General features: G+C 59.5%; 27 protein-coding genes and 3 tRNA genes. 13 read left to right on the plus strand and 17 right to left on the minus strand.

Annotated features, from left to right (window positions below):
- Window position 1: 1 nt before the first annotated feature.
- Both EN885_RS02820 and EN885_RS02825 read right to left on the minus strand, forming a co-directional pair.
- The gene (locus tag EN885_RS02820) at window positions 2-859 is read right to left on the minus strand and encodes an ABC transporter permease (protein ID WP_128241167.1); all 858 of its coding nucleotides are present in this window, start codon (window positions 857-859) and stop codon (window positions 2-4) included.
- Between the two features lie 13 nt (window positions 860-872).
- On the minus strand, window positions 873-1,979 hold the full coding sequence (locus EN885_RS02825) for a spermidine/putrescine ABC transporter substrate-binding protein (protein ID WP_128241166.1): 1,107 nt from the start codon (window positions 1,977-1,979) through the stop codon (window positions 873-875).
- A 91-nt stretch (window positions 1,980-2,070) separates the two neighbouring features.
- Between EN885_RS02825 and EN885_RS02830 the strand changes: the two genes are divergently transcribed.
- On the plus strand, window positions 2,071-2,685 hold the full coding sequence (locus EN885_RS02830) for a TetR/AcrR family transcriptional regulator (RefSeq protein WP_128241165.1): 615 nt from the start codon (window positions 2,071-2,073) through the stop codon (window positions 2,683-2,685).
- Window positions 2,686-2,801: 116 nt separating this feature from the next.
- On the opposite strand, the gene EN885_RS02835 is transcribed toward EN885_RS02830, so the two are convergent.
- From EN885_RS02835 to EN885_RS02860, 6 genes are all read right to left on the minus strand, one after another.
- Entirely contained in the window at window positions 2,802-3,062 is a 261-nt protein-coding gene (locus EN885_RS02835; RefSeq protein WP_128241164.1) for a hypothetical protein, read from the minus strand.
- 15 nt (window positions 3,063-3,077) lie between these two features.
- Window positions 3,078-3,917 carry a hypothetical protein gene (locus tag EN885_RS02840; RefSeq protein ID WP_128241163.1) on the minus strand — a complete coding sequence of 280 codons (840 nt, stop codon included), beginning with the start codon at window positions 3,915-3,917 and terminating at the stop codon, window positions 3,078-3,080.
- Between the two features lie 666 nt (window positions 3,918-4,583).
- Complete coding sequence (locus tag EN885_RS02845) at window positions 4,584-4,844, minus strand: hypothetical protein (protein WP_128241162.1); 261 nt, start codon at window positions 4,842-4,844, stop codon at window positions 4,584-4,586.
- A 143-nt stretch (window positions 4,845-4,987) separates the two neighbouring features.
- Complete coding sequence (locus EN885_RS02850; protein ID WP_245492991.1) at window positions 4,988-5,593, minus strand: cupin domain-containing protein; 606 nt, start codon at window positions 5,591-5,593, stop codon at window positions 4,988-4,990.
- A gap of 49 nt (window positions 5,594-5,642) precedes the next feature.
- A complete protein-coding gene (locus EN885_RS33475) occupies window positions 5,643-5,810 on the minus strand; it encodes a hypothetical protein (RefSeq protein ID WP_164897774.1) in 168 nt (55 codons plus the stop codon).
- Window positions 5,811-6,224: 414 nt separating this feature from the next.
- Window positions 6,225-6,470: a hypothetical protein gene (locus tag EN885_RS02860; protein ID WP_128241160.1), complete on the minus strand. Its 246-nt coding sequence runs from the start codon at window positions 6,468-6,470 to the stop codon at window positions 6,225-6,227.
- Window positions 6,471-6,956: 486 nt separating this feature from the next.
- On the opposite strand from EN885_RS02860, the gene EN885_RS02865 reads away from it, so the two are divergent.
- Window positions 6,957-7,196, plus strand: a complete 240-nt coding sequence (locus EN885_RS02865; protein ID WP_095489460.1) for a hypothetical protein — start codon at window positions 6,957-6,959, stop codon at window positions 7,194-7,196.
- A 348-nt stretch (window positions 7,197-7,544) separates the two neighbouring features.
- Here EN885_RS02865 and EN885_RS02870 read toward each other — a convergent pair.
- Window positions 7,545-7,620: transfer RNA gene (locus EN885_RS02870), tRNA-Thr, on the minus strand.
- A gap of 154 nt (window positions 7,621-7,774) precedes the next feature.
- Between EN885_RS02870 and EN885_RS33480 the strand changes: the two genes are divergently transcribed.
- The 3 genes from EN885_RS33480 (at window position 7,775) to EN885_RS02880 (ending at window position 8,965) form a co-directional block, all read left to right on the plus strand.
- A complete protein-coding gene (locus tag EN885_RS33480) occupies window positions 7,775-7,942 on the plus strand; it encodes a hypothetical protein (protein WP_095489459.1) in 168 nt (55 codons plus the stop codon).
- 195 nt (window positions 7,943-8,137) lie between these two features.
- Window positions 8,138-8,443 (plus strand): BA14K family protein, encoded by a 306-nt coding sequence (locus EN885_RS02875; protein WP_126106719.1) that lies wholly within the window; start codon window positions 8,138-8,140, stop codon window positions 8,441-8,443.
- 165 nt (window positions 8,444-8,608) lie between these two features.
- Entirely contained in the window at window positions 8,609-8,965 is a 357-nt protein-coding gene (locus EN885_RS02880) for a hypothetical protein (protein WP_095489666.1), read from the plus strand.
- Here EN885_RS02880 and EN885_RS02885 read toward each other — a convergent pair.
- Together EN885_RS02885 and bhcR are read right to left on the minus strand one after the other, a co-directional pair.
- Window positions 8,933-9,427: a YbaK/EbsC family protein gene (locus EN885_RS02885; protein WP_126106717.1), complete on the minus strand. Its 495-nt coding sequence runs from the start codon at window positions 9,425-9,427 to the stop codon at window positions 8,933-8,935. The genes EN885_RS02880 and EN885_RS02885 overlap by 33 nt on opposite strands.
- A gap of 61 nt (window positions 9,428-9,488) precedes the next feature.
- Window positions 9,489-10,373 carry an HTH-type transcriptional regulator BhcR gene (bhcR, locus tag EN885_RS02890; protein WP_128241159.1) on the minus strand — a complete coding sequence of 295 codons (885 nt, stop codon included), beginning with the start codon at window positions 10,371-10,373 and terminating at the stop codon, window positions 9,489-9,491.
- Between the two features lie 203 nt (window positions 10,374-10,576).
- Here bhcR and gcl point away from each other — a divergent pair, with 203 nt between their 5' ends.
- The 3 genes from gcl (at window position 10,577) to EN885_RS02910 (ending at window position 14,296) form a co-directional block, all read left to right on the plus strand.
- Window positions 10,577-12,358: a glyoxylate carboligase gene (gene gcl / locus EN885_RS02895; RefSeq protein WP_128241158.1), complete on the plus strand. Its 1,782-nt coding sequence runs from the start codon at window positions 10,577-10,579 to the stop codon at window positions 12,356-12,358.
- A gap of 13 nt (window positions 12,359-12,371) precedes the next feature.
- Window positions 12,372-13,169: a hydroxypyruvate isomerase gene (gene hyi, locus EN885_RS02900; RefSeq protein ID WP_128241157.1), complete on the plus strand. Its 798-nt coding sequence runs from the start codon at window positions 12,372-12,374 to the stop codon at window positions 13,167-13,169.
- A 239-nt stretch (window positions 13,170-13,408) separates the two neighbouring features.
- Window positions 13,409-14,296 carry a 2-hydroxy-3-oxopropionate reductase gene (locus EN885_RS02910; RefSeq protein WP_128241155.1) on the plus strand — a complete coding sequence of 296 codons (888 nt, stop codon included), beginning with the start codon at window positions 13,409-13,411 and terminating at the stop codon, window positions 14,294-14,296.
- Between the two features lie 71 nt (window positions 14,297-14,367).
- Here the strand turns inward: EN885_RS02910 and EN885_RS02915 are convergent, their stop codons facing one another.
- Window positions 14,368-15,219 (minus strand): RNA methyltransferase, encoded by an 852-nt coding sequence (locus EN885_RS02915; RefSeq protein WP_128241154.1) that lies wholly within the window; start codon window positions 15,217-15,219, stop codon window positions 14,368-14,370.
- Between the two features lie 200 nt (window positions 15,220-15,419).
- On the opposite strand from EN885_RS02915, the gene EN885_RS02920 reads away from it, so the two are divergent.
- Window positions 15,420-15,504, plus strand: a tRNA-Tyr gene (locus EN885_RS02920).
- An 83-nt stretch (window positions 15,505-15,587) separates the two neighbouring features.
- A tRNA-Gly gene (locus EN885_RS02925) sits at window positions 15,588-15,661 on the plus strand.
- Between the two features lie 157 nt (window positions 15,662-15,818).
- On the opposite strand, the gene EN885_RS02930 is transcribed toward EN885_RS02925, so the two are convergent.
- Complete coding sequence (locus tag EN885_RS02930; RefSeq protein ID WP_127294091.1) at window positions 15,819-16,286, minus strand: YidB family protein; 468 nt, start codon at window positions 16,284-16,286, stop codon at window positions 15,819-15,821.
- A 158-nt stretch (window positions 16,287-16,444) separates the two neighbouring features.
- Between EN885_RS02930 and EN885_RS02935 the strand changes: the two genes are divergently transcribed.
- On the plus strand, window positions 16,445-16,702 hold the full coding sequence (locus EN885_RS02935; protein ID WP_128241081.1) for a GlsB/YeaQ/YmgE family stress response membrane protein: 258 nt from the start codon (window positions 16,445-16,447) through the stop codon (window positions 16,700-16,702).
- Window positions 16,703-16,860: 158 nt separating this feature from the next.
- On the opposite strand, the gene EN885_RS02940 is transcribed toward EN885_RS02935, so the two are convergent.
- Window positions 16,861-17,532: an N-acetylmuramoyl-L-alanine amidase gene (locus EN885_RS02940; RefSeq protein ID WP_245458042.1), complete on the minus strand. Its 672-nt coding sequence runs from the start codon at window positions 17,530-17,532 to the stop codon at window positions 16,861-16,863.
- A gap of 239 nt (window positions 17,533-17,771) precedes the next feature.
- On the opposite strand from EN885_RS02940, the gene EN885_RS02945 reads away from it, so the two are divergent.
- On the plus strand, window positions 17,772-18,587 hold the full coding sequence (locus tag EN885_RS02945) for a sulfotransferase family 2 domain-containing protein (RefSeq protein ID WP_128241080.1): 816 nt from the start codon (window positions 17,772-17,774) through the stop codon (window positions 18,585-18,587).
- Here EN885_RS02945 and EN885_RS02950 read toward each other — a convergent pair.
- The 3 genes from EN885_RS02950 to EN885_RS02960 all read right to left on the minus strand — a co-directional run bounded on the left by EN885_RS02950 (window position 18,584) and on the right by EN885_RS02960 (window position 21,250).
- Window positions 18,584-19,018, minus strand: a complete 435-nt coding sequence (locus tag EN885_RS02950; protein WP_128241194.1) for a GFA family protein — start codon at window positions 19,016-19,018, stop codon at window positions 18,584-18,586. The two genes, EN885_RS02945 and EN885_RS02950, sit on opposite strands and share 4 nt — an antisense overlap.
- A gap of 67 nt (window positions 19,019-19,085) precedes the next feature.
- The gene (locus EN885_RS02955; RefSeq protein ID WP_128241079.1) at window positions 19,086-19,973 is read right to left on the minus strand and encodes a DMT family transporter; all 888 of its coding nucleotides are present in this window, start codon (window positions 19,971-19,973) and stop codon (window positions 19,086-19,088) included.
- 68 nt (window positions 19,974-20,041) lie between these two features.
- On the minus strand, window positions 20,042-21,250 hold the full coding sequence (locus EN885_RS02960; protein WP_128241078.1) for a glycosyltransferase family 87 protein: 1,209 nt from the start codon (window positions 21,248-21,250) through the stop codon (window positions 20,042-20,044).
- A 271-nt stretch (window positions 21,251-21,521) separates the two neighbouring features.
- Here EN885_RS02960 and EN885_RS02965 point away from each other — a divergent pair.
- Window positions 21,522-21,648, plus strand: a 127-nt coding sequence (locus tag EN885_RS02965) for a GTP-binding protein (protein WP_244571411.1), incomplete at its 3' end; no start/stop codon positions are given.

Consider the following 21,648-nt stretch of genomic DNA (forward strand, 5'->3'; position numbering starts at 1 on the left):
CTCAGGCCCGCTCAATCTTCAGCCAGCGGGCGCAGGCGAGGTAAGCGACAGTGACGACCGCCATCAGGATGATCGACAGCGCCGAGGCGAGCGGAAAGTCGCCGCGCCGGCCGATCTGCATCATGACGAGTTGCGGCATCAAGAGCTCGTTGTTGCCGCCGAGGATCTGCGGCGTGATGTAGTCGCCGATGCACAGCACGAAAGTGAGGAAGGCGCCGACCATGATGCCGGGCAAGGTCAGCGGCAACACGATATGTAGGAACGTGCGCACCGGCCCGGCGCCGAGATCGGCGGCGGCCTTGCGGTAGCTGGGGCTGAGCTGCTTCAGATTGGCGAAGATCGTCAACGTCAAAAGCATGACGAAGAAATGGACGAAGCCGATGATTGTGGCCAGCCGTGTGTTGGCCAGCTGCACCGGCTCGCTGAACAGGCCGGAGCCGGTCAACGCGCGGTTGATCACGCCGTTCTGCGCCAGCACCAGCAGCCAGGAGTAGGAACGCACGACATAGGAGGTCCAGAACGGCAGCACTGCCAGCATCAGCGCCAGCCGCTGCCAGCGCTCCGGCACCTGTTCGGCCAGGATCCAGGCGAAGGGGTAGGCGAGCAGCACCGAAACCACTGTGACGATAGCGGTGACCTGCAGCGAGTTCACCATCGCCTGCCAATAGGCCGGATTGGCAAAGAACTGGCTGTAGTTGGCGAGCGTAAAGCCACCGCCGTCATGCGCAGTCAGGCTGGAAAACCCCATAGCCAGGAAAGGCAGGACGAAGAACAGCAGCGTCCAGCCGAGCGCCGGCGTGACCAGCGCCCAGGGCAGGGCCCGGGGCAGGGCACGCCCGCTGTTTGTGGCAGCACTCACGACCGGCGACCGGTCACTGCGCCTGCAGCATTTCGGTCCAGACGTCCTGCATCTTCTTGTCGAGATCGGCGTTCGGCGCCGGATAGGACTGGGCGCGGGCGAGGAAATCCGGCTGCTCGTCGAAGCGCAGGATCTTCTTCTGCTCGTCGCTCAGCGCCGCCTTGGCATTCGCCGGCATGCCCCAATAGCAGGCAGAGGTGGCAAGCCGCGCCTGGCCTTCAGGGCTCATAATGTACTGGATGAATTTCAGCGCCATGTCCTTGTTTTTGGAATCTTTGAACATGGCCAGCGACTGCGACCACAGCACAGCGCCTTCTTTCGGAATCGAGAAATCGAGGGCAGGGTTCTCCTTGGCCAGCCCGGCCGTCACCCACTCGCCACCGCCGACCAGAATATCGACCTCGCCGGTCGCCAGCGCCGTCTGGCTGGCGGTCACTTCGCCGACCAGCTTGGCATTGGCTTTCATCTTGAGCAGCTCTTCCTTGATGGCAGGAAGGTCGGCTTCGGTCAGCTCGGCGGTCTTCTTGCCGATCGCCAGTGCTGCCATGCCGATGACCGGCAGGTAATAGTCGTAGATGGCGATCTTGCCCTTATACTTGTCGCCGGTCAGCGCGGCCATCGACTGCATGTCGGCCGGATCGACCTTGGTCTTGTTGTAGCCGATCGTGTTGTAGCCGAATTTTTCGGTGATGCCGTAGCGCTTGCCGTCGACCACGGTGGAGCTGTCCATCTTCACCTGCGGAAAGAGGTCGGCGAAGGGCAGCTTGTCTTCCGGCAGAGGCTCGAACAGGCCCTTTTCAACGCCGCGCGGTATGTCGATGCTGTCGATCACCATCACATCCCAGTCGCCGGGCTGCGACTGTTCGACAATCGCCATGCCGGCGCCGGTGCCCTCGAATTCCTTGACATTGACCTTGACGCTATTGGCCTCCTCGAAGGGCTGCAGCAGCGCCGGGTCGGCGTGATCGCACCAGATCAAGGCGTTGAGATCAGCAGCCTGAGCGAGACCGCCCGTCGCCAGCAGCAGCGCTGTCGCAGCACACGCGGCATGGAGATGGCTCTTCAGAACGGAATGCGGATTCCTGGTCGTCGGATTCGGGGTCTTTGGATTGATGGACATCGAGTGTTCTCCCTTGCCTTTTTGGCATCTGGCAAAAAATTGAACCAATTCTAAAATTGAGTCAATTCTGTTTTTATGGCAAATAGCCGATATGAGTGGATTGCGGGCAAGGCAAAAGGCGGACCGGCACCGTCGTATCATCGAGGCGGCGGCGGCGCTTTTCCGCGACGCCGGCTATGAAGGCGCCAAGATCGAGACGATCGCGGCGCAGGCCGAGGTGTCGGTCGGCACGATCTACAATTACTACCAGAACAAGGGCGACATCCTCGGCGCCATCGTCTCGATGGAGGTCAACGAGGTGCTGAACGCCGGGCAGGGCGTCGTTGCCAACCCGCCGGCCAATGTCGGCGACGCGCTCGACACGCTGCTCGGCATCTACATCGAGCATTCGCTGCATTATCTCAGCAAGGAGATGTGGCGGCAGGCGATGGCGATCTCGACGCAGCTGCCCGACAGCCCGTTCGGCCAGGCCTATACCGCCCTCGACCGGGCACTGACCGAACAGATCCGCGCGCTGATCGCGAGACTGCAGGCGATCGACTTGGTGCGCCGCGATATCGACGGGCAGGCCCTGGGCGAGCTGGTGTTCAACAACATGAACATGATGTTCATCGAGTTCGTGAAGCGCGACAAGGCCAGGATTGCGGAACTGCGCGCGGCGATACGCCGGCAAAACCGGATTTTGGTGGCGGCGATTGGGGTTTAAGCGGGGTCAATCACAGATAACCCTTGCCTATCAAATCGGACAACATGATAGCATCACCGCACTTCGCAGTCGCTTCAGGTCTGTTTTTGAAATCCCTGTCGGGTTGCTTCGGGTCTTCAGGGGCACAATTGTTTATAGGTTTGCTTGCACTGTCCTTGAAAGCATACGGACACATATCTGTACTTTTCTTTTCCTAAGCCGATGCAGCCTGTACGAAGGCAAACATCGCCATCATCAGCGACCGTGCAATCAAAGGGTTCGCGGAACTGATGGAGGAACGCCTCTCCCCCCAGTGCCTCCGTTAGTTCTTCCTGGATGGCCGGTACGTAACCTTGGTCTTGTAAGTCTTTCAGCGTCATGGGCAATTTATCAGCCATAACGTCCTCCGTTGATTAGCGATTGTTGAGCGCTCGCGCGACGGCTTGACCGATCAGGTTTGCGTTCGCCACGGCAGCAGCTTGGGCAGACCCCACCTTGCCGAGCGTGATTGTGAGATTGTGGGTCTTCGTTCGTACCGAATTGTAAAGTGGCGAGGTCGAATTTGCGGTAACCTGAAGGAGATTCCAGACAGGAGTTACGTTGCCACCGTAAGTTACGATAAACGTAATGTCGTCGCTGAAGGTGGAATATGGCGACTCCCCGTCACGTTGCACGACTGCGTCGGTATGGTTTGCCACGTAAGCCTTGTTGAAAATGAATTCAGGGATTTTTAGATTATTGAGAACAATTTTATTCTTAATCTGAGACTTGCAGGAGTTTTCATTGAGTTCAGGCTCCTTTAACAAATCTGCAAATTTGTAGCTAAAACCGATCGTCTCAGATCGCGTTCCCTGGGATGACGCTTGAAGGCCAATAGATGCGGAGAAGTTCTGCGGAGTAGGGACGTTGAATTGAGAGACCGCAGTGTGGAGCGGCAGTTTGTAGGTCAAGCCGGGCATCAGTGTGCTTTTTTCGTCGACGGTTATCTTAAGGCTCATTTTGGCTTCCCAATTTCTCAGCCATTCGACGTCGTAGCCGCTCAGTTCATCCTGGTTTGCTGGAAAGGCAGCTAGCGCCTCTTGCACACCGTAGTGAAGTTCACATTTGATGAGTTGGACGAGTTCAACTTCTTCCAACCTCTCTCCGTCGCCCTCGCGGGGATAAGATGTGGTCATGTTGGGAATTGTTGTACCGCACCCGAGCAGCGGCAGAAGCATCGCCATCGACAGGCAATAGGAAGTCATCGCGCGCATTGTGTTCCACCCAGCATTTCCACAAACTCAGGCGCACGCTTTTGAATACAAAGCGTGTTTCGATTGGAAGACTAGATAACTGAGTCGATTTTTCCCCTGATCGACACCGAGTAGATATTGAAGGTTAACAACAGCCGACTCTAATTGCAATGTCGAAGAGAAAACATTGCCGTCTTCTTGCGTGGTGAAAAATTGTTTTGTCCACGCAAAGCACCGGGGCCGCCTGGGTTTTTGTGGATTTCTCACGATCCGGATTTAACTGCGTGGTTCAAAGATTTAAGAGTTACCTGAATGCCTAAAGGTCCCTCTGCTGGTCGGTCTGACCTTTCCGAACGCTCGCTGGATAAGTTCACAAGCTGCGGCTTGGTGCAAAGATTGCTCGCACCATGCGAAGATGAAGCCAGGCGGCTACTTCCGGCGTTGCGGAAAAGTGCGTCATGGACGGTTGCGACAAGGTAGGGGGCGACGAAAGGAGGAGGACTCGCTGGGCCTGACCAGCGCGCATGGGGAAGGCGTGCAAGCCTCGCCCCCCAAAGGTAGGCATCAGCGACCGAAACACAGCGGCCGGCGATGCGACGGGGAAACCGTCGATACGGTATAGGGCATCAGGATCAGGACGGCGATTGCGGCGGCGCGCGATGAACCCGCCGTCGCCACAGCCGGCAACTACGATTGAGCGACCGTCTTGGCGGCGCTCTCTAGGGTCGCGCATTTTGCATCGAAATCGGCAAGCGCCCTGATAAGCGAAATCCGGCCCTGTTCGGCGCCAACCATCGCTTCGGCAATCGGTCGGGGATACGTTTGCGCTGTTTGATCCAGATCAAGAGCGCCCAGCTGATGGATGAGCATCTGAGTACGTTTCCGGAAATCTCCGGACGTCCGAGCTACAACTAAGCAGGCTTGTTTTAGAGATGGCGGAAATGGCATTTCTTACTCCTGAAAATTTCGAATGAAAAGATACGCGTTGTGAGACAACAGCCCGAAGTCTACTGTATCAGAGCAAGGAAAACTATTGTCTCGTCCAAGCTACAGTTGACGATTTTAGGCGCGGCTGACTTGCGACGTCGACCTCAGCCAGCTGGAAGCCCCACTAAAGCCAGGATTTCGGGGGCCGGCGTGACATGTCCATGCGGCCTACAGTAGCTGGGGTCGATCGCCCGATAGCCAAGCAGATTGGCGAGAGGCGCAAGTATCCCAAGCGCCACCCGCTGAACCGCAGGTGGGGGCCGCGTGAAGACGATCACGTCGGCAAATTCCCTGGCGATGACCGCCGCTTGAAGCGGTGAAGGTCTGCCTTTGTTATCCACCTTGCCAGCATTGGCCAGGCCGAAGAGCATGCCGATCAGCAGTTCGAAACGGTTCGGGTCAATGTGGTCCGCACCGTGCGCCCGTTCGATTTCGATCAGTATCTGGGCCTCGTCGGTCTTGCTGCTGTTCCACCAATCATGTGCAACGCCTGCCTCGGCCGTGGCGGATTGGCCAGGTCCCAGAGAGAAAGTCTTCCCGGCGATGCAGGCATTGAGCCGGCCGCTGAAGACGGTAAACCGTTCAATCATGTTCGGGTGGAAGTGCTCGCCTACCACCGCGGCCCCCGGCCGAGCGGTTAAATAAACGATGCCAGGCCCTTCGCCACGGTCTTCAGTGCCGCGCAGGATCACTGCATATTCGCCGGTCACCTTGTTCTCGTAGACATCTCCACAGCGTGACATGGATCAGCTCGCAGTTTCAGAACACCGGCACATCAAAGGCAAAAGATCCCAGTGCCGCAGCTTTCGCGAAGTTTATTTTAAGCATGTGCTCCAAAAAGCGTAAGGCGCGAACGCGCCAAGCAATCCCGAGAGAGATAGTTGCCGTCCCTTCATCGGCGGCACGATCGGCAGTTTTACCGAGCATGCTTAGGTGGCCGCGCGCGCGGAAACGGCACGACCGTCAATGGCGCTTTCCGGAATTCCGCGATGGCTATTTCTTCAATCAGCGAGTCCAATGCCTCGCTGACGCGTTGGCTCGTTTCATCCATGCCGCAGAGCCGATTTTGGGCGCACTCCAAGAGCTCGCGCGCAGCGGCGAAGTCGCTTCGCATGACATCACCCATTTGATTTTACCCGCCGCCCTGACATTGTCGACGCGCTAAATTGAGCGATTGCTAATATACACAGGGGCATTTTAATCGAATGGCTTTAAATGCCCGGTAGCGGGATGCGAGCGGTACGCATCGCCCTGTTGCATCAGTTGGTTCGATTTTACTGAATTTTTCTGATGGCCCGATGGCCCAGAGGACCCGGGGCTTTGCGTTGCAAAACGCGGGGATTAGTCCTGATACGATCTTGGACGGCTTAGAAATTTTCTGGCGGCAGCGATCTGGCGTCGATGCTCGCGAAGGAAAGTCAGGCTGAAACAAATCGAAAAGGCCAGTCCTGAAAGGATTATCGTTGTTTGCGAGGTTGGATCAGGATCGGGAATTATCAGGAAGCGGAAACCGAACGCGAACACGAGGGCAGCAAGGCTGCCATACATGCCACCAATAAAGGGGGCGATCGTGCGTTTCTGCTCCAACGGAGACTCCTCTGGTTTCCACTAGGGAATATAAGCGTTGGAACTGATATGCTACGGTCCCAACCTGTGGAAATCGGGGATGAGCAGATATCGACCGCCTTAAGACGTTCTCATAAGAGGCGCTTGCTGGGTGCCCCGGACCGCGTTAAGACCCAAATCCAACTTGAGCGTTCCACCAGAATTTGACCAGAAATCAATCGGATAGAAAGGGCCTCTTCCTCTGAAGCCGTTAAGCCCGTGTACCGCTTTGTACCCGAGCGTTGGACCTACTGTTAACCTCGTTTGGCCGCTTTCAGGTGCCGACGATTTTGATCGGTCGGGAAACGGGCTCGCAAGTTTCTTCCAGAGCAATGAGTTCCGCCGCGACCGGCCAAGGCCCGCCATCTGCCCGCGCCAGACCCAATTCGGTGCGATTTCCCGCATCGGTTGCATCGCAGCCCCAGACACGCTACCATTACCTTCTTACGTTCCCGGGGGGGAAGGTGGATGAGAATCGTCCATAGGGTCGGTCCAGTTCTAGATCAGGCGATTGCCGCAGTCCTCAACAGGGCCGGCCATGGGGACACCGTTTCGGTCAAAGCAGCATTGAACCAAGTTCGGCAGGCTGCACCTGGTTTGGTCGCATCCAACGACGATTTAACCGAAGCTATCCTCGAAGTAGCTGCTGCCCTAGGCCTGTTCGTGGCTTTCGATGAGCGCGAGCAGTATACGCTCAATCCAGCTTAGTTATCCGACGAGTTGCGTTCAAAGCTGAAGGTGACCGTTATGGCAACCCGAGATTTCGATCGTGGCTTCCGAGAGTTGTTCGGAAGGCAATCGCCGGAAGTTATATTGGCTTCCTTCCGCCTCTATTTTGACAGCGTCGGGTAAGACGAAATCCTTTTTGCCATCCAGCACCATCGCGACAACAGCCTGCTTCGGCTCAATTGTGGTTTGTCCGAACTGGCACTGGTAGCGTTCCGACCATGAACCGAATACGATGCGGGGTTGGTTCCCCCGTAGGTTCCCCCGGACAAACGATCTGGGATGATCCCAAACCAAGGCCGTTGATTTTATTTTGTTTATTCGAGTTTCTGGTGCCCCCGGACGGAATCGAACCGCCGACCTTCGGTTTACAAAACCGCTGCTCTACCAGCTGAGCTACAAGGGCACGGCGCTCCGGTTAGCATATTTGTTGCGCCAGTAAAGACAAAACTCTGTTTTAGGCTACCCGTGAGCGCGCCGGAACGGCCGGCGCGGGCATCCTGAAAACGGCCAATTCGCTTCCTATATTGAAGGTGCAATCGGGTAGGCGAGGGTGCCGCATGATCAGATTTGTCGTCATTGCCCTGGTCGTCGTCGTGGCCTGGATTCTCTTGGTGAAGCTCGTCAAGAATCTGAAGAGCGCCAATGTCGATTGGACCGGCGTCACCACCATCATCGGCTTCATCGCGCTCGCCTTCTGGCTGCGTCATATCACCGGCATGGGCTGAGGCCTCCTCGCCGGGGTGTCGACCGGCGCCGCCTACCGGTCATGATTGCATACTGACTGCGAACCTTGTCAGACTGGTCGATTTTCCTCGTTCGAAAAAATTCAAAAAAATCATCGAACCTTTTTCCTTGCCGCAACGACTGATGGTCAAGAGGCGGATGGATCGCCTCTCACACAACGCAGCAAGGAGATCGTCATGTTCAAGCACACCATCGTTTCCGGCCTCATCGCCACCGCTGTCGCCGCCGCCATGCTGGCCGGCACCGTTCAGCCTTCGGCCGCCCATCACAAGCATCACAACAAGCACCTTGGCATCGGCATTGCCGCCGGCTTCGGCGGCTTCCTGCTCGGCAGCGCGCTCGCCCAGCCGCGCACCGTCTACATCGAGGACCACGGCGGTTCGTGGCACGTCCGGCGCTGTCTAAATCGCTATCAGAGCTACGATCCGTACTCCGACACCTATGTCGGCTACGACGGCTACCGTCACCGCTGCCGGCTTTGAGAGGACCGTTTCAGGCAACCGGAAGAAGGGGCACCCCACTGCCCCTTTTTCAGCTGTCTGGGTTGCAAAATTGAACCCGGCACCGCAACCGGTTCCAGCGAGGGATGTACAGGGATTTTTCGACATCTTAGTCTGGCGGTGAAGGCACCAGAGGGAGAGGGACGCTTGGACGAGCACGAACCCAAGGAAGAGCAGATTGAGACGGATTTCCGCAACGGCACGATCACCACCGTCGGCATTCTACTGGCTTTCTCGCTGGGCTTCATCACGCATTGGGCCGCCAACCCGCTCCCTTGGGAAATCTATCACCTGGCAGCAGTCGTGCCGATTTTGATAGGCATTGCCTTGCAGATACGAGCGCTGCGGTTGCTGCTCGACACAACGTCTCTACAGCGACGCGTCTATGAACGCGCCACCCGCATCTTCATCGCCGGGCTCATCTTCACCGCATGCGGAGTTGGGTTGGCGATGCTGCTCGATTTCTACGACTTATCGACCAAGAGCGCGGTGCCCGGAGCCTAGCTCATCCTGACAGATGTCGCACCATTCGGCGCCGGTCAGCGCTGCCATGCGCTCGACGCCTATTTTCACCGCTGCATTGGTTGCGCCGGCCGCTGGCACGACCTGATCGTAGGCGCGCAGCGATATGTCGCAATAGACCGGCAACGGCGAGGCGAGGCCGAAGGGGCAGACGCCGCCAATCGGATGGCCAGTGATTTCGGCCACCTGCTCGGCATCGAGCATGCGCGGCTTGCCGCCGAATGCATCGCGCGATTTGCGATTGTCGATGCGCGCGTCGCCGCGGGCGACGACCAGCATGACCCGGTCACCGACGCGCAGGCAGATGGTCTTGGCGATCTGCCCCGGCTCGACGCCGTGCGCCTCGGCCGCGAGCGCGACGGTCGCCGAGCTTGTCGGCGTTTCGATCACCTCGATGTCGGGGGCATATTCGGCGAAGAAGGCTTTGACGGATTGGAGGCTCATGCGTCTTTCGGGCGTCGGCTGGCGGAAGGTGGACGCAAACTTGGCCGTAGCCGGGCGGCTGTCAAGGTGAGCGCGCAGCGCCAATCTCGAAGAGTGAACCCGGTTCGGCGGCGCGGCTTGGTGAAGAAGGGGGCGGCAGACCACCAATCATCCTGGTTATTTCCGTTGCGGCTTCGTGCACGAGCGGGCCGATCTCAGCCAGCCGCTCCGGCGTCACCCGCACCGTCGGTCCCGAAACCGAAACGCCGCCGATCGGCTCGCCGAACTCGTTGAAGATGGCGGCGGCCACGCAGCGCATGCCTGGGTGCCGCTCCTCGTCGTCGACCGACCAGCCGCGCAGCTTGATCGTCACCAGATCGCGCGCCAGCGCCGAGATGTCGGACAGCGTCTTTTCGGTGAAGCGCTCCAGCCCGGCCCGGCGTAAGATGGCGCCGACGCGCTCCGGCTCGAGATGCGCCAGCACCGCCTTGCCGATGCCCGAGGCATGGAAGGAGCTGCGCGTGCCCGGCCGGAAGAAAGCGCGGATCGCCTGATGCGTCTCGACCTGGCTGACGAAGACGACGCAATCATCCTCGGCGACGCCGAGATTGGCGGTCTCGCCGGTCTTCTCCATCAGTTCCTGCATGACAGTGCGGGCACGGTCGACCAGCTTGCGGCGGCGCAGGAAGGCCGCGCCCATACGATAGGTCTCGACGCCGATCGACCAGAGTTGGTCGGTGCTGTCGAACTCGACCATGCCGTGGTTTTCCAGCGTTGTCAGCATGCGGTAGGCGGTAGACGCGGCGAGGCCGCTCTGCGCGGCGATCTCGCTCAGCGACAGGCCGCTGCCGTCGGCGACGATGGCCAGGATGCGCAGCGCCCGATCGAGCGACTGCACCGAAGCGGCCTCGGACGGACCGTTGAAGGCGCGCGGCCGTCCGCGCTGGCGTTTTTCGGTGGTTTCCATGACGGCATTCTTGCCGATTTCGCGAAATGCGCAATGAAAAAGTTTTTCACGATTCGCATCCGCCGAATCCATGGAAAACGGAAAACATAATTAAATCAGAGTATAGTAGCTGTTTTCTAGAAATGAAAAAATATTCTGAAAAAATTGAAAAATAGTCGGCCCACTGGCATTCTCAGCCATCAACAAATTCCGTGGAGGCTGAAATGGCCAGGATGCGCGCGGTCGACGCAGCGGTTCTCGTTTTGGAAAAGGAAGGTATTTCCTGCGCCTTCGGCGTACCGGGTGCTGCGATAAACCCGTTCTATTCGGCGCTGAAGGCGAGGGGCACGATCCGCCACATCCTCGCGCGCCATGTCGAGGCGGCGTCGCACATGGCCGAAGGCTTTACCCGCGCCAAATCAGGCAATATCGGCCTGTGCGTCGGCACTTCGGGTCCGGCCGGCACCGACATGATCACCGGGCTCTATTCTGCGGCGGCCGATTCGAGTCCCATCCTGTGCATCACCGGCCAGGCGCCGCGGGCGCGTCTCAACAAGGAGGATTTTCAGGCCGTCGACATCGCCGCCATCGCTGCGCCCGTCGCCAAATGGGCGGTCACCGTCATGGAACCTTATCTCGTGCCGATGGCGCTGCAGAAGGCGTTCCACCTGATGCGCTCGTCGCGGCCGGGGCCGGTTCTCGTTGATCTGCCGGTCGATGTGCAACTGGCCGAGATCGAGTTCGACATCGATGCCTATGAGCCGCTGGTGCCGTTCAAGCCGGCGATGTCGCGCAGCCAGGCGGAGAAGGCGTTGGCGATGCTAAACGCGGCCGAAAGACCGCTGATCGTCGCCGGCGGCGGCATCATCAATGCCGATGCCTCGGACCTGCTGATCGAATTCGCCGAAGTTACCGGCGTGCCTGTTATCCCGACGCTGATGGGCTGGGGCGCGATCCCCGACGACCACCGGCTGATGGCCGGCATGTGCGGGCTGCAGACGTCGCATCGATACGGCAACGCGACGATGCTCGAGGCCGACTTCGTCTTCGGCATCGGCAACCGCTGGGCCAACCGCCACACCGGCTCTGTCGACGTCTACACCAGAGGCAAAAAATTCATCCATGTCGACATCGAGCCCACTCAGATAGGCCGCGTCTTCGCGCCGGATCTCGGTGTCGTGTCGGATGCGGGCGCGGCGCTCAAAATGCTGCTCGACGTCGCCACCGAGTGGAAGACAGCGGGGAAACTGCGCGACTGGTCGGGCTGGGTCAGGGAATGCCAGGGTCGCAAGAAGACGATGAAGCGCAAGACGCATTTCGACCAGGTGCCGCTGAAGCCGCAGCGCGTCTATGAGGAGATGAACAAGGCATTCGGCCGCGATACCACCTATGTCACCACGATCGGACTTTCGCAGATCGCCGGCGCGCAGTTCCTGCATGTCTACAAGCCGCGCAACTGGATCAATTGCGGCCAGGCCGGCCCGCTTGGCTGGACGCTGCCGGCAGCGCTTGGCGTCCGCGCCGCCGATCCGCAGCGCAACATCGTGGCGCTGTCCGGCGACTATGATTTCCAGTTCATGATCGAGGAATTGGCGGCCGGCGCGCAGCATAAATTGCCCTATATCCACGTCGTCGTGAACAATGCCTATCTCGGCCTGATCCGCCAGGCGCAGCGCGGCTTTTCGATGGATTTCGAGGTCAGTCTCGCCTTCGAGAACGTCAACCGGAAAGACGATCCCGAGGCTGGCTACGGCGTCGATCACGTTGCGGTCGCCGAGGCCATGGGCTGCAAGGCGGTCCGGGTGCGCAGGCCGGAGGAATTCGCCGGCGCCTTCGATCAGGCACAGCGCCTGATGAAGGAGCACCAGGTTCCCGTCGTGCTCGAATTCATCCTCGAGCGCGTCACCAACATTTCGATGGGCACCGAAATCGACAAGATCACCGAATTCGAGGAGCTTGCCGAACATCACGAAGATGCGCCGACCGCGATCGTGATGCTCGACTGAATGGGAGAAGAGAATGCCGCGTTTTTCAGCTAATCTTTCGATGCTCTTTGGCGAGCACGATTTCCTCGACCGCTTCGATGCCGCCGCCCGCGCCGGCTTCAAAGGCGTCGAATATATCGGTCCTTATGACCATGCGCCGGAGGTGGTTGCCGCGAGGCTCAGGAAGAACGGCCTGACCCAGGTGCTGTTCAACCTGCCGGCCGGCGATTGGGCCAAGGGCGAGCGCGGCATCGCCGTGTTGCCGGATCGCGTTCCCGAGTTCCGGCAAGGCGTCGCCAAGGCGATCACCTATGCCCATGCGCTGGGCTGCGAACAGGTCAACTGCCTCGCTGGTATCGCGCCGCAAGGCGTCGAACGGAGCGTGCTGGAAGATGTCTTTGCCGAGAACCTGGCTTTCGCAGCAGAGAAGCTGGAGCAGGCCGGCATCAGGCTTCTGATCGAGCCGATCAACACGCTCGATATTCCAGGCTTCTTCCTGAATTATTCGGTTCAGGCCTTGGCGCTCATCGACCGCGTCGGCTCGAAGAACCTGTTCCTGCAATACGACATCTATCACATGCAGATCATGGAGGGGGATCTCGCCCGCACCATCGAGGCAAACCTCGGCCGCATCGCGCATATCCAGCTTGCGGACAATCCCGGCCGTCATGAGCCGGGGACGGGCGAGATCAATTTTCCCTTTCTGTACAGCCACATCGACCGCATTGGTTATTCCGGCTGGATTGGGGCGGAGTACAAGCCGAAGGCCGGCACGGAAGCCGGACTCGGATGGTTCCGGAACTTGGCCGGGCAGGGTAGTGCGGCGGCTTAGCGACCGGGGAGGTAGTGATTGAGGTCGCATTCCTTCGCGCCCCCCTCTGGCCTGCCGGCCATCTCCCCCACGGGTGGGGAGATTGGCAGCTTCGGCGCCTCGCTCACTCCTGCAACCTTGGAGATTGGCGAAGGCGGCGGTGACAATCCAATCTCCCTCCTTGTGGGGGAGAGGGCCGGCAGGCCAGAGGGGGGCGCGAAGGAACGCGGCCTTAACAAGGAACACGACGGAGAAAATGAATGGAAACCATCGGTTTCATCGGCCTCGGCATCATGGGCGCGCCGATGGCGGGGCATCTGCTCGACGCTGGCTACACCGTCGTCGCCAGCGACCACCGCTCGAAACCGCCGGCCGATCTCGTCGCCAAGGGTTTGAAGACCGTCACCGGCCATGACGTCGTGGCGAAAACGGCCGACATCATCATCACCATGGTTCCCGACACGCCTGAGGTGGCCGATGTGCTGTTCGGCAACAACGGCGTCGCCTCAGGTCTGTCCGGGGGCAAGCTGGTCATCGATATGAGTTCGATCTCGCCGATCAAAACGAAGGAATTCGCCGAGAAGATCAACGATCTCGGCTGCGACTATCTCGACGCGCCGGTGTCCGGCGGCGAGGTCGGCGCCAAGGCCGCATCGCTGACCATCATGGTCGGCGGCGAGGAAAAGGCCTTCGAGCGCGCCAGGCCGGTGTTCGGGAAGATGGGCAAGAACATCACGCTGGTTGGCCCCAACGGTGTCGGCCAGACCACCAAGGTCGCCAACCAGATCGTCGTTGCGCTGACCATTGAAGCAGTCGCCGAAGCGCTTGTTTTTGCGTCGAAAGCCGGTGCCGACCCGGCCAAGGTACGACAAGCGCTGATGGGCGGGCTAGCGGCCTCGCGCATTCTAGAAGTGCATGGCGAGCGCATGATCAAGCGCAGCTTCGCGCCGGGCTTTCGCATCGAACTGCACCAGAAGGATCTTAATCTCGCACTGGAAGGGGCAAAAGCGCTTGGCGTCGCGCTGCCCAACACCTCGACGACGCAGCAATTGTTCAACTCCTGCGCGGCCAATGGCGGCGCCAAGGAGGATCATTCGGCGCTGGTCAAGGCGCTGGAGCGGATGGCGGGGCATGGGTTAGGGCAGTAGGGCAGTAGGGCAGTAGGGCAGTAGGGTGGATCTACCCTGAGCGAAACATACTGCCTTATTGCCCTATTCCCTTACTGCCCTAGAAATTTCCTCGCCGCATAAAGGCTCACCGCCGCAGCATTCGACACGTTGAGCGAGCGGATGGCGCCGGGCATGTCGAGCCGGGCGAGCGTCGTCACCGTCTCGCGCGTCTTCTGGCGCAGGCCCTTGCCTTCGGCGCCCAGCACCAATGCGATCTTTTCTCCCGAAAAACTCTTTTCGAGTTCCGCCGGCCCGTCCGAATCGAGGCCGATGGTCTGGAAGCCGGCCTCGTGCAACTGGCCGAGCGCGTCGGCGAGGTTCTTCACTTCGATCTGGTCGATATGCTCCAGTGCGCCGGAGGCCGATTTCGCCAGCACGCCGGATTCATGCGGGCTGTGGCGCGCCGTGGTGATCAGCGCGCCGGCGCCGAAGGCGACTGCCGAGCGCAAGATCGCACCGACATTGTGCGGGTCGGTGACCTGGTCGAGCACCAGCACCAGCGTCGTATCGCCGAGCGCATCGAGGCGCTTGGGCTTCAGCGGCTCGGCTTCGATCAGCACACCTTGATGGACGGCATCGGAGCCGGTGACCTTGTCGATATCCTTCGGTTCGACCAGCTCTGCCTTGAAGGGCAGGGCGGCGAGGTCGGCGATCGCCAGCCGCTCGGCGGCATTGCGCGTCACCAGCATCTTCCTGATCCGCCGGCGCGGATTGTCGAGTGTTGCCCGCACCGTATGCAGGCCGTAGAGCCTCACCAGGCCGTCCGCGGCGGTCTCACCCGGCGGCACCGGCTGGCGCGGCCTGAACGCCGGCGCGCCGCCGCTCTTCTCGTCTCGATGCGCACGGCGCAGCTTGGCGTAGTGGGTGTCTTTTGGGGTCTTGGGCTTGTTGTCGTTGCTCATGGCCGGTTCTATAGCCGTGTCGTCTGCGTATGGATACAGCCGCCGAACCTGCTTGTCGGGCGAGGCATCAAATTCAGCGCGTTTTGCCGGGATGTTGCGGTTGACAGTTTTGGGCGCTGCCGCCATAAGGCGCTTCGCGAAGGGCTGCTACGGCGGTTGCGACGCGTCGATGCCTCGTTGCATGGCTCCGGCGGCAGACTGGAGAGGTGCCCGAGTGGTTAAAGGGGACGGACTGTAAATCCGTTGGCTATGCCTACGTTGGTTCAAATCCAACCCTCTCCACCACTGCCGGCCCGGAAGCCCTGAAACGCGGAAGCATCGGATCGAAAAGTGCATAGCGGTTTTCGGCCGATGCCTAACTGAAAGGCGCGGGTATAGCTCAGTGGTAGAGCAGCAGCCTTCCAAGCTGAATATGCGGGTTCGATTCCCGCTACCCGCTCCAGATTTCCATTCGCTGCTCCGTAGGGCTTCGCGCATCATCCCGAATCCATGCTCAGCGCAAGTTGAAACGCGCCTGCGAACGGGATCATCCGCAAATCAAAAATTCGACGTGTTGAAGCTTCGTAGCGCGTCCAACGGATGCGCGGTGAGCTGCCTGCCTAACTGGTGAACCTGTTCAATATCGACGCGAGTTGATTTTGCTGCGGCACTTGCCCGTTCGGCGTCATCTGGTCGACGAGACCCGGCAAAGCCGCGGACAATTGCTTGAGCAAGTCCTGCTCGTTCAGCCCTGTCCTTTGCGCGATCTCGCGAATGACCTGCGGGCCCAACGCATTGCCCAGATCGTTGGCCTGGATGGGCTGGTTCTGCCCGGTGCCGACCCACGAATCGGCGGCATTGCCGTGGCCGGCGTCTTTCAACTTATCGAGCAGGCCGCCCAGTCCGCCGAGCAAGCCACCGTCGGCGGATGCGGTTGTATCAGGCGGCACGGGGGCGGGGCTTTGGGCCGGATCGGTCTGGGCGGAACTTCCACCGCTCAGCATTTTTCCAACCAGCAGCGCACCGAGCGCGATCATCAGCGGCTTGGCGACGTTACCGCCGGGAACGGCATTGTCAAACAGTCCCATTGTGGATCTCCATGTCAATGTTGCCCGTCCCATCTCCACAATGACCCATTCGGGTCGAATTTCAAGCTGGTTGAGCTTTCCGTAATCATGAATTTCAAGTTGGCTTGAGCTTTGCTTAATAATGTGGAAGTAATCGGAGGCGGGGAATGGAGAGGAAAATGTCAATATTAAGCTGGATCATCCTTGGCGTTATCGACGGCTTTATAGGCAGCAAGATCGTCAACAAGAGCGGGCAGGGCCTTGTTCTTGATATCATACTCGGGATCGTCGGCGCTGTTGTCGGCGGCCTGATCTTCAGCGCCTTTGGCGCGTCAGGCGTTACCGGCCTCAACATCTACAGCCTGATCGTCGCCGTGCTGGGATCGGTGGTCGTTCTGTGGGCCTATCACCAGTTCACCGGGAACCGGGCTCTTTAGAGATTAAAGGCCGACAGGCAAGGCGGCCTCGGCGGGCCGCCTGACGTGTTCTGGCCGGCCGCTTTCGGTCCATCCGATATCGCGGCTTTCCGCTCTGGGAAGCCGCGACTTCTCGTCCAATTACCCGTGCGACGGTGCGGCGCGGGCGCTGAAACGTCCTACCTGATCCTTTTGAGGATTTCTCGGACCAGCGTGTTGAAGCCAGCTTCGAGCCCTCTGGCCAGGATTGGCCACAATTCATCGAGCAGACGCCTGAAGGCAGTCTCGAGAGCCGCGTCACGGCCGCTTCTGACGGGCAGGTCGGGCATCGACCCCATCGCTGCCATGACCTGCTGGCGCAGCCGGTCGCCGCAAGCCCTCGCGCCGACGACCGTCGGGTCAAAGGGCAGGCGGCTAACATCCCATTTTCCGCGTTGCTCGATGCCGAGATTGCGCTCGACCTCGGCGTGCGAAAGAACCGTTTTGGGCGTGACCTTGATGCGATAGTATTTGCAAAGCGCGGCGACGACAACGATCAGCGCATCCCACTGCGTCCTCGTCATCGGGTATTGGCCGGCATTGAATGGTCTTTCCTCCGCCCCGGCCATGCAGCACAGGGAAACCCCGATCGAGCCGCTGTTGCAGTTGAGGGTGTGAGCTGCGTATCCCGATTTCACCCTGCCGGAATTGAGCGTGATGGAAGGCCGGCCCCTGACGAGGCCGCCATTCCCCTCGACCAGGATATGATAGGCGTCCTTGTCGGTCTCGCCTGCCGAATGCGAGCCTGCCGTCCAATGGCAAATGACCCGCTTCATCGGAACGTTGGGCATCCAGTCCGGCGGCAATGCCACGGAAAATCCCCGCAACAAATCTGGTAAACGCGATCACTATAGTTTCTTTGACAGAGAATGCGAAAACGAAACGATAATTTGGTTGAGCGTCTCTAACGTTCGGCGCTTTTGCACTTGTCGCCTGGGGCAGGATACCGGGCTGCGGCCCGCTTATCCCTGGCTAGAGGCAAGCGGGCAACTCTGATAGGAATTTCCGGCACGGATTTGGGCGGGATGGGCGATGTCGGGCGCAGTCGGCAATGGCGATTGAAATAAAAGAACTCGCGATCACCTATTATCCCATCCCGAAAAGTGGCAGCAGCAGCGTCAAATATGCGCTTATGGCGCTCGACGGAAAGGAAGGCTCGCTCCCCGGGTTCGACCCCGACAATGACGTTCACGGCCATTTGGCGACAAACTACGTCGACCCTTTCTTTCCCACATATGACGGACACAAGGGCCGGTTCACGATCGTCCGCGATCCCCTGGAGCGGCTTCTCTCCGCCTATTCCAGCAGGATCTCCGACACTCGGGTTCTGACCAGGCCGGACGTGGATAAGGAGAAGCTTGAAAGGCTCGGCATTCCGGTCGATCCGGACTTCGATACGTTCATTTTCAACATCGAGAAATACTGCGCCTGCTCCTGGGAGATCCAGTTCCACGTGGCGTCGCCGCGCTATTTTACCGGCTGCAGCCTGTTCCTCTTCGAACATGTCTTCAAATTCGAGCAGATGGACAGAGTGAAGGCGTTTCTATCCTCTGTAAGCGGACGGGTATTCGACCTGCCACGGCTGCAGGTCGGCGGCAGGAAAATCAGCCCTTCGGACCTGTCGCCGGCGGCGTTGGCCAAGGCGATGCGGTTTTGCCGCTACGACTATGGATTTCTCGTCGATTACTACGATCCGCAAAAATGGGGAGGCATTCCTGAAGGCGATGCCGATGATCCCTCGACGCTGCATGTTTTCGGCGATCCGGGAGCCTTGCGCGATGGCCGGATCATCTATCCCCGAACACCGCGCAATCTCTTTCACTTCATGTCCAAGCGCTCGCTTATCGAGCCGAGGATAATTCTCTAGCTGCCGGTCTGTGCCGGCTGTCCGTCAGCACCTTCGGCGTTCACCACATGCTCTTCGAATTGGGGCAGGTCGTCGGTGATTGCGAACCACTTCGCCTTGGAGCCGACAAAGATGTGATGCGTCGGGCGGATGGCCGGCTCGTCGACGAGGGTTCCGATCGCGACGTGCACGAAGGCGCCGTCGCGGACGACCGAATAGAGCAATGAGCCGCAGGTCTTGCAGTGCGTGTCATGGGCGGCCTCATCGCCGAACATCAGGAGGTTGTCCTCGCCATTGGTCAGGCTCAGTCTCTCACGCTCGATGCCGGCAAACGGCTTGAAGGCGGAACCGGTGGTGCGCCGGCAGTTCGAGCAGTGGCAGTTCGCGGCGTAGATGAACTCGTCGGCCACCGCGTATTGCACGGTGCCGCACAGGCACTTTCCGGCAAGCATGCGGTTGCCGGCATTCTCCTGGCTTGTCACAGTCTCTTCTCCATTTTAGCGGTGACCACTGCTTGAATTAGGCGACCACGGTCAGTCGGCGCCTGCGTTCGTCGAGCGACACGATGGTCAGTCCGCTGGCCACCACCAGAAGGATGCCGCTGATCGCCAGCGCGTTCGGGAATTGCTGGAACACCACCAGACCCGAAATGACTGCCCAGACGGTGAAGCAGTAATAGAACGGCGCCACCACGCCAGTTGGCCCGACGCGATAGGCCATGAAGATGAAGAAGTGGCCGAAGATCAGGAACAATCCGGCCCCGGCCATCAGCAGCAGATGATGCGTCTCGGGCATCACCCAACGCTCCGACACCAAATGCGCGACGCCTGAGCCGACCAGCACCACCACCACCGCGGAAATAGCCACGATCATTCCAGGCACATCGGCGGCAACCCGCCGCCCGGCGAGATCGCGCGCGGCGGCGAATGCCGCGTTGCCGAGCGCCAGCAGGGCGTAGACCGAGATTCCCTGCATGGTCGGCTGCGCCACCATCACCGCTCCGATGAAGCCGAGCCCGATCAGCGCCATGCGCAGCCCTCCGATCCGTTCGCGGAACAGGACAGAGGAGCCAATCAGCATAAGCAGAGGAGTGATCTGCCCCAAGGCGGTCGAATCGGCGATCTGCATGTTGGCCAGCGCCACCACGTAGCAAAGGATTGCCGCCAGCTCGAACAGGTTTCTCCGTAACACTCTTCTTTCGAGGATCAGCGGGATCTGCTTGGCGTAACCCAGCGCAAACAGCAACGGGATGCCCCACAGCGTCGCCGCCGTCCCGCGCAGAAACAGCACCTCATAGGGTGCCAGCCCCACCGTCGCCAGCTTCATCATCGTGTCGTTGACGACATAGGACCCGGTCGAGAGGATCATGAACAGCGGGCCGCGGATGGCGATCGGAATGAAATGCATTGGATCAGGAAATCAGACCTGGTTAATGGCGGCAATGGGCGCCAACGGGCAAGGGAGCAGGATTTGCTTCAGTTCGCGCGGACCATTCCGGCCCGCGAAACCGCCGGACGTATCGGGACGGCATAGACCTGCAATGCACGGCCGATCACCAGGCTGAGCACGAGCAGCGCCGAGAAGAACGCGGTGGGAGCGTATTGCGAGGGACCGCAGCCGACCAGAATGCCTGCAGCGATCACGACGGCGCTCTCTTTCGCCGAAAAACCTGTTTTCCCCAGAAACACCAATGGAACGGCGAGGGCTACGAAATCGTAGATGAACGCGTACGGCGAGCCGAGGATCGTCGCCGTTGCGAGAGCTGCTGCCTTGACATGGAAAGCTCCTTTTTGAAGCCATATCCAGATGATGCCGGCGCTCAGGGCTGCGATGAGAAAACCCTGCGCGACCCATGCGGTCGTCAAGCTTCCGCCAAGCGCGCGGACAAAACCATAGAGGCTTTGAAGTTTTGAAAAATCGGCCCTGCCGTCGACGAGGATCATCCCGTTTATCTTGGCGGCGGTGTCAAAGAAGTCGGACCAGATCTGCGTGCCGAAAACGGCGATGGAAAGCACGGCCATTGCAGTGGCGGAAATGGTGGCCCATCCGATGACCCGCCAATAGCCTCCAGCGATGAGGGCAACGGGTATGATTAGACCGAACTGCGGCTTGTAGGTAAGCAGACCGAAGAAGAGGCCGGCGAGCGCCGGGCGTTTCTCAATCGATGCGATAGCTGCGCCAAGCAGGGCGGCGGTGACGAAGCCGTTTTGCCCGACCGCTGTGTTCCAAAGCACGGGAGGCCAGGCCATGGCTGCCAGAACCGCAAGGCGTGTCTCCCCGATCAGCCGTATGGCAAAGGCATAGAACGTTATCCCGAATGCCATCCATGAAACCAACGCGGCGGGATAAGACACCAGCGCCAATGCTGCGGTCACCAGCAGGAAAGTTGGAGGATATTGCCAGGAATAATAGCCATTGAAAACGGCGCCGCTTTCAGCGGACGAGATGCTCTTGTGCATTTCCAAGTTATAGGCATCGGCTGCGTGGCCTTGCAGAACAAACTTGCCAGCGCCCCAAAATGCCAGGAAATCGGTGGCGATTGGCTGTCCGTTCGCGTCGAACAGCCAATCGCCAATCGATACCGCAATGACAAGCACGCAGAGATAGGCAAAGATCAAGCCGCAGACGGCGAGATAGATAAGACGTTGCAGGTTTTTTCCTGCCGTGATGTCGGCTATCCGCATGGTGCCCGTTTGCCCGCGCCGCAAGGTGCCCGGGCGTTATCTTGCCCCCGTTTTCATTAAGAGTTTGTGTCGCGACTGGCCGCGGTGGTGTTCGTCTTACATTTGCGTCGCCTCATTCCCATATCGGCGTCACATCCCTGAAATCGGATCATGGGTTCGGGATCGAGTGAAAATGCGTTCGGCCACAAGGCACTTGTGTTTTTCGGCCGTAGTCGCTAATCGCCCCGCATTCGACTGAACTGAAGGTCCAGGCCGTCCAAGGAAAGAGACTATGGCAAAAGGTAAATTCGAGCGTACAAAGCCTCATGTGAACATTGGCACGATTGGCCACGTCGATCATGGCAAGACGTCGTTGACGGCGGCGATCACCAAGTATTTTGGCGAATACAAGCGCTACG

Source organism: Mesorhizobium sp. M6A.T.Cr.TU.014.01.1.1 (assembly GCF_004022765.1).
GTDB lineage: Bacteria > Pseudomonadota > Alphaproteobacteria > Rhizobiales > Rhizobiaceae > Mesorhizobium > Mesorhizobium mediterraneum.